This window comes from Azospirillum sp., assembly GCF_035627195.1.
GTDB lineage: Bacteria > Pseudomonadota > Alphaproteobacteria > Azospirillales > Azospirillaceae > Azospirillum.
In genome coordinates this window covers 1-9,439 of record NZ_DASPMG010000230.1, presented here as the reverse complement: position 1 = coordinate 9,439, position 9,439 = coordinate 1, and the positions used below count along the sequence as shown (strand labels likewise).

Annotated in this window: 10 protein-coding genes; all 10 read right to left on the bottom strand. The window is 71.2% G+C overall.

Annotation, left to right across the window (positions count from 1 at the left end; all coding sequences use genetic code 11):
• On the bottom strand, positions 1 to 951 hold a 951-nt coding region (locus VED21_RS20990; RefSeq protein WP_324885659.1), incomplete at its 3' end, for a HupE/UreJ family protein.
• Between the two features lie 2 nt (positions 952 to 953).
• A complete protein-coding gene (locus tag VED21_RS20985) occupies positions 954 to 1,529 on the bottom strand; it encodes a DUF4340 domain-containing protein (RefSeq protein WP_324885657.1) in 576 nt (191 codons plus the stop codon).
• Positions 1,530 to 1,539: 10 nt separating this feature from the next.
• Positions 1,540 to 2,943: a GldG family protein gene (locus VED21_RS20980; RefSeq protein WP_324885655.1), complete on the bottom strand. Its 1,404-nt coding sequence runs from the start codon at positions 2,941 to 2,943 to the stop codon at positions 1,540 to 1,542.
• A complete protein-coding gene (locus VED21_RS20975) occupies positions 2,940 to 3,650 on the bottom strand; it encodes an ABC transporter permease (RefSeq protein ID WP_324885653.1) in 711 nt (236 codons plus the stop codon). The genes VED21_RS20980 and VED21_RS20975 overlap by 4 nt, the downstream gene beginning before the upstream one ends.
• A complete protein-coding gene (locus VED21_RS20970; RefSeq protein ID WP_324885651.1) occupies positions 3,647 to 4,600 on the bottom strand; it encodes an ABC transporter ATP-binding protein in 954 nt (317 codons plus the stop codon). The genes VED21_RS20975 and VED21_RS20970 overlap by 4 nt, the downstream gene beginning before the upstream one ends.
• Before the next feature lie 141 nt (positions 4,601 to 4,741).
• Complete coding sequence (locus VED21_RS20965; protein WP_324885649.1) at positions 4,742 to 5,590, bottom strand: N-acyl homoserine lactonase family protein; 849 nt, start codon at positions 5,588 to 5,590, stop codon at positions 4,742 to 4,744.
• 27 nt (positions 5,591 to 5,617) lie between these two features.
• Positions 5,618 to 6,745 carry a zinc-dependent alcohol dehydrogenase family protein gene (locus VED21_RS20960; protein WP_324885647.1) on the bottom strand — a complete coding sequence of 376 codons (1,128 nt, stop codon included), beginning with the start codon at positions 6,743 to 6,745 and terminating at the stop codon, positions 5,618 to 5,620.
• Positions 6,746 to 6,756: 11 nt separating this feature from the next.
• On the bottom strand, positions 6,757 to 8,190 hold the full coding sequence (locus VED21_RS20955) for an aldehyde dehydrogenase family protein (RefSeq protein WP_324885645.1): 1,434 nt from the start codon (positions 8,188 to 8,190) through the stop codon (positions 6,757 to 6,759).
• A 13-nt stretch (positions 8,191 to 8,203) separates the two neighbouring features.
• Positions 8,204 to 8,896, bottom strand: coding sequence for an ABC transporter ATP-binding protein (locus VED21_RS20950; protein ID WP_324885643.1), 693 nt, complete (start codon positions 8,894 to 8,896; stop codon positions 8,204 to 8,206).
• A gap of 3 nt (positions 8,897 to 8,899) precedes the next feature.
• A partial coding sequence (locus VED21_RS20945) for an ATP-binding cassette domain-containing protein (RefSeq protein ID WP_324885641.1) occupies positions 8,900 to 9,439 on the bottom strand: 540 nt, incomplete at its 5' end.

The window sequence follows — 9,439 nt, the reverse complement described above, 5'->3', positions numbered from 1 at the left end:
GTGGATCAGGCGGCGCGCGGCGACGGCGCTCAACCGCCGCTCCAGCGCCACGATCAGCGGCACGGCGATCAGGACGATGGCGATCTGGCCGATCTCGACGCCCAGGTTGAAGCACACCAGCGCCACCAGCTTCGCCCCCTGCGGCAGGCCCACCTCGCCCAGGGCACCGGCGAAGGCGAAGCCGTGCACGAGGCCGAACAGGGTCGCCACCCACCAGCGGTGCGCCGCGTTGGGGATGATGTAATTCTCGGCGGCGACGAAGATGATGCTGGCCGCCACCAGCGGCTCGATCACCGCGCCCGGCACCGACACCACGTCCAGCGCCGCGAGGCTGAGCGTGACGGAGTGGGCGAGCGTGAACCCCGTGACGATCGCCAGCAGCGAACGCACGCTGCGCGCCCACAGGATGACCGCCAGCAGGAAGGCGACGTGGTCGTAGCCCAGGAAGATGTGCTCGATCCCGCTCAACAGGTACGCCCACGCCGCTTCGGCGGCCGTCATCGGCTCGGCCAGCGGCACGTCCGCCCGGCGGGCGTCCAGCACCGCCTGCCGCTCGCCGTCCGGCCCCGCGTGGAGGACGACGTGGCGGGCGGCCGGGTCCAGCTCCTGGAACAGCGTGGCGCGGTAGGTCATGGGCGTGCCGGGGCAGAGCCAGACCAGCGCCGCCTCCACATGCGGACCGGACACGTGCGGGCCGGCGGTCACCTGCCCCTGGGTGCGCTCGCACGCGCGGCCGGCTGCGTCCAGGACCGCGACGTGGCGGTCGATGTAGGCCAGCGTTGCGCCGGCCCCACCCTGCCCCACGGCCGCCGCGACGTCGGCCGGGTTGAGCGCCAGCCGGGCGCGCACCTCGTGTCCGGCGACCTCCAGCGTCGAGGACGACAGGTTGGCGACGTGGGCCTGCGCGGCACCGCCGACCACCAGCAGCAGGAAAAGCAGGACGCGCGGCATGTCTACCCCTTCAGCAGGCCGGTCAGGTTGGCGATGTGGTAGTTGGGTATGGTCACCACCGTCCCGCGCTCGACGATCAGGACGTAGCGGCTGAGCCCGTCCGGGGCGACGTCGCCCACCTCCAGCGTCAGCGCGGCGCGCGGCTTGCCGGGCGCGAAGACTGCGACCACGAGATCGGGAAAGGTGAGGCCGAAGCGCGCCCGGTCCTCCGCCGTCCCCACCGGACGCTCGATCCGCGCGCGGGCGAACAGGCCCAGCGCCTTGCCGATGCGCTCGCTGGATTCGGGCGCGACGGCGTGCGCGTGATCGGCGCGGGCGTCGCCGGGCGCGTGGCTGTGCGCGTCCGGATGCAGGAACCAGTGCCCCTCCCCCGTGCGGTCGAAACGCGCCAGCCGGCCGGCGTGCAGCAGCTCCACGGCGGCGACGTCGGGCACCGCGACCAGATACTCCACCGCCTCGGCATGCTCGTCCGCGTGGTGGGCGTCGCCGCCGTCGCGCACGGCGTAGACGCTGGCGGCGACGCCGGCCAGCAGGACGGCGCCCCACAGCAGGGGACGCAGGGCCGCCGCATCGATCATGCCGCCTCCGTCATCGCCGGCGCCTCCAGGCGACAATGCCCAGCGCGGCCACCAGGCCGGGCAGCACCACGGTGCTGGTCAGGAAGGCGGCCTGCATCTGCCCGTTGGTCAGCTGCACCGTGCGCATCTCGTAGTTGCGCGGCACGATGTCGATCAGTTTGTCCTGCTCGGCGAGCGCGCTGACCGTGTTGAGGAACAGCGTGCCGTTGCCGAAACGCCCGAAGAAGGAGTTGGTGGCGAAGTCGCCGTCACCGACCACCACCAGCTGCGCCTGCCGCTGCTTGGCCCCCTCCCCCTCCAGCGTCCGCGTCGCCATCACCATCAGCGTCTGCGCCCCGGTGTCCGGCGCGGCGTCGCCGGCCAGCGGCTGCGTACGGGAGCGCGCGCTGGTCTGCACCAGCGGGTTCAGCGTCACCCCGGCCGCGCGCGGCCCCGGCGCCGGGGCCAGCGGCGCCGCACCCGCGTAGAAGGTCATGGCGAGGTTGCGGGTGATGCGGTGCCGGTTGTAGCGGGTGACGGCCGGCGTGCCGCCGTCGGTCCAGTAATGGCTCTCCTCGTCCAGCACCAGGGCGCGCTGGTGGCGGATGCCGAAGTCGGCCAACACCGCGTCCAGGCCGTGCGCCACGAAGGGTTCCAGCAGGACGACGGCGCGCCCGCCCGCCGCCATCCAGGCCTTGAGCTGCTCCGTCTCCGCCGCCTCGAACGGCACCTGCGGGGCGGCCACCACGGCCACTGTGCAGCCCGCCAGCTGGCCCGGACCGCGGCTGAGCTGCACGGCGCGCACCTGATAGCCCAGCGCGTCCAGCGCGTCGCGCGCCATGCCCATGCCGTGCCGCTCGTGGATCTCCAGCGCCCGCCCGCCCGACGAATGGCTGTGGCTGTGGCTCATGTCGTTTTCGAAGTGGTCGTGCGTCTTCAGGCTGAACGGGTCGGCCTCGTTGTGGCCGTCGGTGAAGCACACGGTCTGCGCCGCCAGCTGCGTGGCGCGGATCAGGCCGTTGGTGAATTCCACCTCCGTCCCGCCGTTGACGACCACGCGCCGCCCTTCGGATTCGAAGACGGCGGTGCCGGCGAACTGCACCTGATGGCGCCGCGCCTCGGCCGGCTGCAGCATGGGGTCGACCGCCCGCACGGTGACCAGCGGGTTGAACGCGTACTGCTCCAGCAGCGCCTTGGAATCCTGCATCGCCTTGTTGCGCAGGTCGTAGAAGAAGGTGACGGACACCGGCTTCGTCACCGCCTCCACCACCCGGCGCGATTCCGGTCCCAGGGTGTAGGAACCGGCGCTCGTGAGGTCCAGGCGCACCGGCGTGCGCGCGGCCAGCAGGTTGGCGGCGACCAGCACGGCCAGAACCGCCGCCACAGGAAGCCAGAACCCCGCCTTGCGGGACAGCGTCTTCAAGGCACCGTTCATGCGTGGCGCCTCCGCAGCGATTGCACGGTCAGGACCAGGGCGGCGGCGATGACGCTGGCGAAGTACACCACCGTCGTGCCGTTCAGCACGCCGCGGATCAGGTCCACGTAGTGGACGGAGAAGGACAGGTGATTCAGCAGCCGCGTCAGCGTGTAGTCGAGGTTCAGGCTGGCGGCGTAGTCGACGAACCACAGCAGCACGATCACCGCCCAGGTGACCAGCGCCGCCACGATCTGGTTCTGGCTGAGGCTGGACACCAGAACGCCGATGGCCAGGAACGCCGTGCCCAGCAGCGTGACGCCCAGGTAGCCGCCGAGGATCGGCCCCAAATCCGGCTCCCCGAACAGCAGCAGCGGGACGACGGCGGTCGCCGTGCCGGCCAGCATCAGCACCATCACCAGAAGGCTCGCCAGGAACTTGCCCAGCACGATCTGCGTGTCGGACAGCGGCAGGGTCAGCAGCAGCTCCAGCGTGCCGGTCTTCGCTTCCTCGGAAAAGACGCGCATGGTGATCAGCGGCGTCACCAGGATCAGCAGCACGCTCATGTTGTGGAACGCCGTGACCATGTTCATGGCGTTCACGAAGAACAGGTTGAAGCTGAAGAAATAGCCGCTGACCACCCAGAACACGATCAGCACCGCATAGGCGATGGGGGTGGAGAAGTACTCCGCCAGCTCCTTGCGCAGGATGGCCAGGAAGCGCGTCATGCCGCCACCTCCCGCCCGTCGGGGCGCACGGCGTCGAGGAAGATGTCTTCCAGCGTCGGCGCCACCGGCACCAGGGCCAGCAGCCGGCCGTGCTGCACCACGGCTTCCGCGATGGCGGCGCGCGGGTCGGTGCCGGATGCGAGGCGGCAGCGGCAGCGCACCGCGTCGCCCTCGATCTCCACCCCCACCACCTCCACGCCGTCCAGGCCGCCCAGCAGGTGGGTGAGACGCAGCGCCGGGATATCAGTCGCCTGCACGTCCACCATCGCCGGCCCGGCCGCCTCCCCCGCCCCATCGAGGCGCCGCTCGGCCACCAGCCGGCCGGCGTGCAGGATGAACACGCGGGAGCACAGCGCCACGATCTCCTGCATCAGGTGGCTGGAGAACAGCACCGCCCGCCCCTTCCCGGCGCGGCGGATGAGAGCGCGCACCTCGATCATCTGCAGCGGGTCCAGGCCGTTGGTCGCCTCGTCCAGCAGCAGCACCTCCGGATCGCCGATGGTCGCCTGGGCCAGCGCCACGCGCTGGCGGAAACCCTTGGAGAGCGTGCCGATGCGGCGGTTGCGCACCGATTCCAGGTCGTAGTCGGCCAGCGCCTGCTCGATCTCAGCCCGCCGCGCGCGGCGGTCGAGGCCGCGGGCACCGGCGACGAAGTCGAGGTAGCCGGTGACCGGCAGCGCGTCGTAGACCGGCGGCTTCTCCGGCAGATAGCCGATGCGCACGCGGGCCCGCGCCGCCGGGCTCTGCGGGCGTTCGCCGCACACGCGCACCTCGCCCCGGTCGGGCTGCAGGTAGCCGGAGAGGATGCGCAGCGTCGTCGTCTTGCCGCTGCCGTTGGGGCCGAGCAGGCCGACGATCTCGCCCTTCTCCACCGACAGGCTGAGGTCGTCGAGGGCGCGCAGCGACCCGAAGGACTTGCCGACGCCCTGGAGGTGGATGGCCGGGTGCATGGTCTCTCCGTGGCTGACGTGCCCCCACCCGGCCTTCGCTGGCGCTCGGCCACCCTCCCCCGCTGCGCAGGGGAGGGTTGGTCGGCCGTCTCCCCCTCCCCTGCTTGCGGGGGAGGGTCGGGGTGGGGGCACGTACCCCCGTCATTCATACGGCTTGTCGTGCTGGTGCTCGGCGTACTGCTCGATGCCGTGGCTGTACCAGATCTGCCCCTGCGTGGCGTCGCGGATCAGCTTCAACCGGTCGATCGACTGCATGGAGTGCGTGGTGCTCCAGGTGATGCCGGGGATGGCGCCGGCCTCGTTCTCCGGCGTGTAGACGGCGTCGCCGGCCAGCAGCAGCGTGCCCGTCTTCGGCAGGCGCACCTGCAGCGACTGGTGGCCCTGCGTGTGCCCCTTGGTGTCCAGCACCACGACCGAGCCGTCGCCGAACAGGTCGAAGTCGCCGGTCAGCTGCATGAAATCATAGTCGCGCGTGGCGTCGTAGTCCTTCAGGACGAACGCCGCCGACTGGAACTTCTCCGGCCACCACGCGGCCTTCAGCTCCTCCTTCTGCACCACGTGCTTGGCCTTGGGGAACAGCTTGATGTTGCCGGCGTGGTCCAGGTGGAAGTGGGAATAGACCACGTACTTCACCTGGTCGGCCTTGTAGCCCAGCTTCTCCAGCTGGCGGTCGATCACCTCCTCGCGCTTCTGGGTCGGGAAGAAGGCGCCGCACAGGCCCTTGCCCCAATAGCTCTCGCACTTGCCGTCCGACACGTCGACGTTGTTGCCGGTGTCGAACACGGTCAGGCCGCGTGGGTGGTCGATGATGTACATGGCGACCGGCACGCTGATCTTCTTGCCCACGTCGCGCATGGCGGTCAGCCAGCCCTTGTCCATCTCCAACTGGCCGCTGGACACCTGATAGAGCTTGATGCCCTCGGCCGCCTGCGCCGCCGGGGCCATCAGGCCCAGCACCGCGCAGGCGTACAACGCTTGTCTCCACATCATCGGCGTTCTCCTCTCCCTGTCAGTTTTTCAGAAGGTCAGGACCTGTCGGATGCTCTCCCCTTTGGCGAGGCGGTCGAAGGCGGCGTTGAGGCCGTCGAGCTTCACCCGCTCGCTCAGCAGCTTGTCGACCGGCAGGCGGCCGGCCTGGAACAGGCCGATGTAGCGCGGGATGTCGCGGCCCGGCACGGCGCTGCCGATGTAGCTGCCCTTCACCGTGCGCTCCTCCCCCACCAGCGACACGATGTTCAAGGGCCAGCGCAGCGTCGGGTTCGGCAGGCCGGCGGTCACCGTCGTGCCGCCGCGCCGGGTGATGCGATAGGCGAGGTCCATCGCCTGCGGCGAGCCGGCCATCTCCAGCGCCGTCTCCACCCCGCCGCCGGTCAGGTCGCGGATGGCGTCGGCGCAGCCGTCCTGGGTGGCGTTGAAGGTGTGGGTGGCGCCCAGGCCCTTGGCCATCGCCAGCTTGCCGTCGACGATGTCCACGGCGATGACCCGCGCCGCCCCGGCGGTGACGGCGCCCAGCAGCGCGCTCAAGCCCACCCCGCCCAGGCCGACGACGGCGACGGAGGTGCCGGGCTGCACGCGCGCGGTGTTGAAGACTGCCCCCGCCCCGGTCAGCACGGCGCAGCCGAACAGCGCCGCGTGCTCCAGCGGCAGCGACGGGTCGATGCGCACCAGCGAGTTGCGCGAGACGACCGCGTATTCGGCGAAGGCCGAGACGCCGACGTGGTGGTTCACCCGCTCGCCTCCCGACCCGTGCAGGCGCCATTCGCCGGACAGCAGGGAGCCGGCGCCGTTGGTCACTGCCGCCGGCTCGCACAGCGCCGGGCGCCCCTCCATGCAGGGCAGGCAATGCCCGCAGGACGGCACGAAGACCATCACCACGTGGTCGCCCGCCTTCAGGTCGGTGACGCCGCGCCCCACCTCCTCCACCACGCCGGCCGCCTCGTGGCCCAGCGCCATGGGCACCGGGCGCGGGCGGTCGCCGTTGATCACCGACAGGTCGGAATGGCACAGGCCGGCGGCGACGACGCGCACCAGCACCTCGCCGTCGCCGGGCGGGGCCAGCTCCAGTTCCTCGATCGCCAGGGGCCGGCTGTCCGCATAGGGTGCGCGCACCCCCATGGTCCGCAACACCGCCGCCTTGATCCTCATGCCGCGCTCCCTCAGCCGTGATAGTTGACCACCGTCTTGGTGACGCAGAACTCCTCCAGGGCCATGAAGCCCTTCTCGCGGCCGTGGCCGCTCTTCTTCACGCCGCCGAAGGGCAGCTCCACGCCGCCGCCGGCGCCGTAGCAATTGATGAAGACCTGGCCCGAGCGGATGCGCCGCGCCACGCGCTGCGCCTTCGCCCCGTCGCGCGTCCACACGCCGGCCACCAGCCCGTATTCCGTGGCGTTGGCGAGGCGGACGGCGTCCTCCTCGTCCTCGAAGGGCAGGATGGACAGGACGGGGCCGAACACCTCCTCGCAGGCCAGCGCGTTGCCGCGCGGCACCGGGCCGAACAGGGTGGGCAGCACGTAATAGCCGCCGGCCGGAAGGTCTGGGACGTACTGCGCCTCGGCGATCACCGGGATGCCGTCGGCCCGCGCGCGGTCGATGTAACCCTGCACCCGCGCGCGCTGCGCCGGGTTGATCACCGGCCCGCAGTCGGGGTCGATGTGGTGCGGCCCGACGCGCACCTTGGCGAAGGACTCCGCCAGCCGTTCCGTGAAACCGTCGTAGACGGAGCGCTGCACCAGCAGCCGGCTGCCGGCGGAACACGTCTGGCCGGCGTTCTGGATGATCGCCTTCTGCACGGTGGGCAATGCCAAGTCCATGTCGGCGTCCGCGAACACCACCTGGGGCGACTTGCCGCCCAGCTCCAGCGTGCAGCCGATGTGGTTCCGCGCCGCCGCCGTCTGGATCAGCGTGCCGACTTCGGGCGAGCCGGTGAAGGAGATGAAGTTGATGTCCGGGTGCGCGGCCAGCGCCGCCCCCGCCTCCTCCCCCCTTCCGGTCACGAGGTTCAAAGCACCGTCCGGCAGGCCCACCTCGGCCGCCAGCTCGACGATGCGCAACGCGCTGAGGCAGGCGTCCTCGGCGGGCTTGATCACCGTGGCGTTGCCCATGGCCAGCGCCGGGGCCAGCGTGCGGCCGAACATCTGCGCCGGGTAGTTCCACGGCGTGATGTGGGCGGTCACCCCGTGCGGCTCCTTCACGATGGCGATGTTGTAGCCGTTGAGGTACGGGATGGTGTCGCCGTGCACCTTGTCGGCCGCCGCCCCGTAGTATTCGAAGTAGCGGGCCAGCGCCTGGACGTCGGCGCGCGCCTGGGACATCGGCTTGCCGGTGTCGCGCGCCTCCAGGTCGGTCAGTTCCTGGGCATGATCCAGGATGCGCTCGGCCAGCCGCATCATCAGCCGGCCGCGCTCGGTCGCCGTCAGCCGGCCCCAGGCGCCCTCCACCGCGCGGCGCGCCGCCTTGACGGCGCGGTCCACGTCGGAGGCGCCGGCGCAGGCGATGCGGGCGATCTCCTGCCCGGTGCTGGGGGCGAAGACGGGCATGGTCTCGCCGCCGTCGGCCGCCTGCCACACCCCGTCGATGAAGAGCTTTGCCATGGAAAATCTCCACTCAATGCGCAGCCGACAGCGCGTCGGTCCGCGAGACCTCGCCGCGCTCGATCAGGTAGACGGTCTCGGCGAAGCTGCGCAGAAGGCTGGGGTTGGATTCGGTGATGAGGAGCGTGACCTCGCGCTCCCGGTCGCGCAGGGCCCGCAGCGCCTCGGCGTACTTCAGCGCCAGCGCGGGGGCCAGACCCTGGAACGGCTCGTCCAGCAGGACCAAGCGGGTGCCGACCATCAGCGCGCGGCCCAGCGCCACCATCTTGCCCTGCCCGCCGCTCAAGGACGCCGCCTTGCGGTCGCGCATCACCTTCAGCTCGGGCGCCACCTGGTAGATGAGGTCGAGGCGGTCGCGCATCAGCGCGGCCGGGAAGCCGCAGACCTGCCCGGGCAGCAGGATGTTCTCCTCGATGGAGAAGGTCGGGAACAGCCGCCGGTCCTCCGGCGCGTAGCCGATGCCGAGCGGCGGGCGACGGTGCGGCTCCAGCGCCGTGATGTCGCGGTCGCCGAAGCGGATGGAGCCGGACACGGCGGGCACGAAGCCCATGATGGTGCGCAGCAGCGTCGTCTTGCCGGCGCCGTTGCGGCCGACCAGCGCCACGGTGCTGCGCGGCGGCAGGACGAGGTCGGCGCGGCGCAGCACCGAAACCCCCTCGATGGTCGCGTCGATGGCCTGAATGGAAAGCATGGGGACCGGGAGCATGGCCTAGACCCCCGTCACGTTGCGCAGCACCTCGGGATCCGTCATCACCTGCGACGGCGGCCCGAGGGCGAGGATGCGGCCGGCGCTCCACACCGCGATGCGGCGGGCGTAGCGCTCGACGATCTCCATGTCGTGCTCGACGAACACCGAGGTGACCCGGCGCACCGCCAGCGCGCGGGCCAGCGTGTCCATGATGCCGACCTTCTCGGCCGAGCTGACGCCGCTGGTCGGCTCGTCCATCAGCAGCAGGCGCGGCTTCAGCGCCAGCGCCACGGCGATGTCGATCAGCTTGCGCACGCCTTCCGGCATCTCGCGGATCGGCTTGTCCGCCACCGGCAGCAGCCCGAAGAGGTCGAGCAGCTCGCGCATCTCCTCGCGCTGCGGCAGCTCGCCCAGACGCAGCCACGGCCAGCGCACGCGGTCGCGGGACGAGGCGGCCAGCAGCAGGTTCTCCAGCGCCGTGTGCTCCAGGAACAGCTGCGGGATCTGGAACGAGCGGGCGATGCCGCTGCGCGTGATGCGGCGCGGCGCCATGCCCACGAT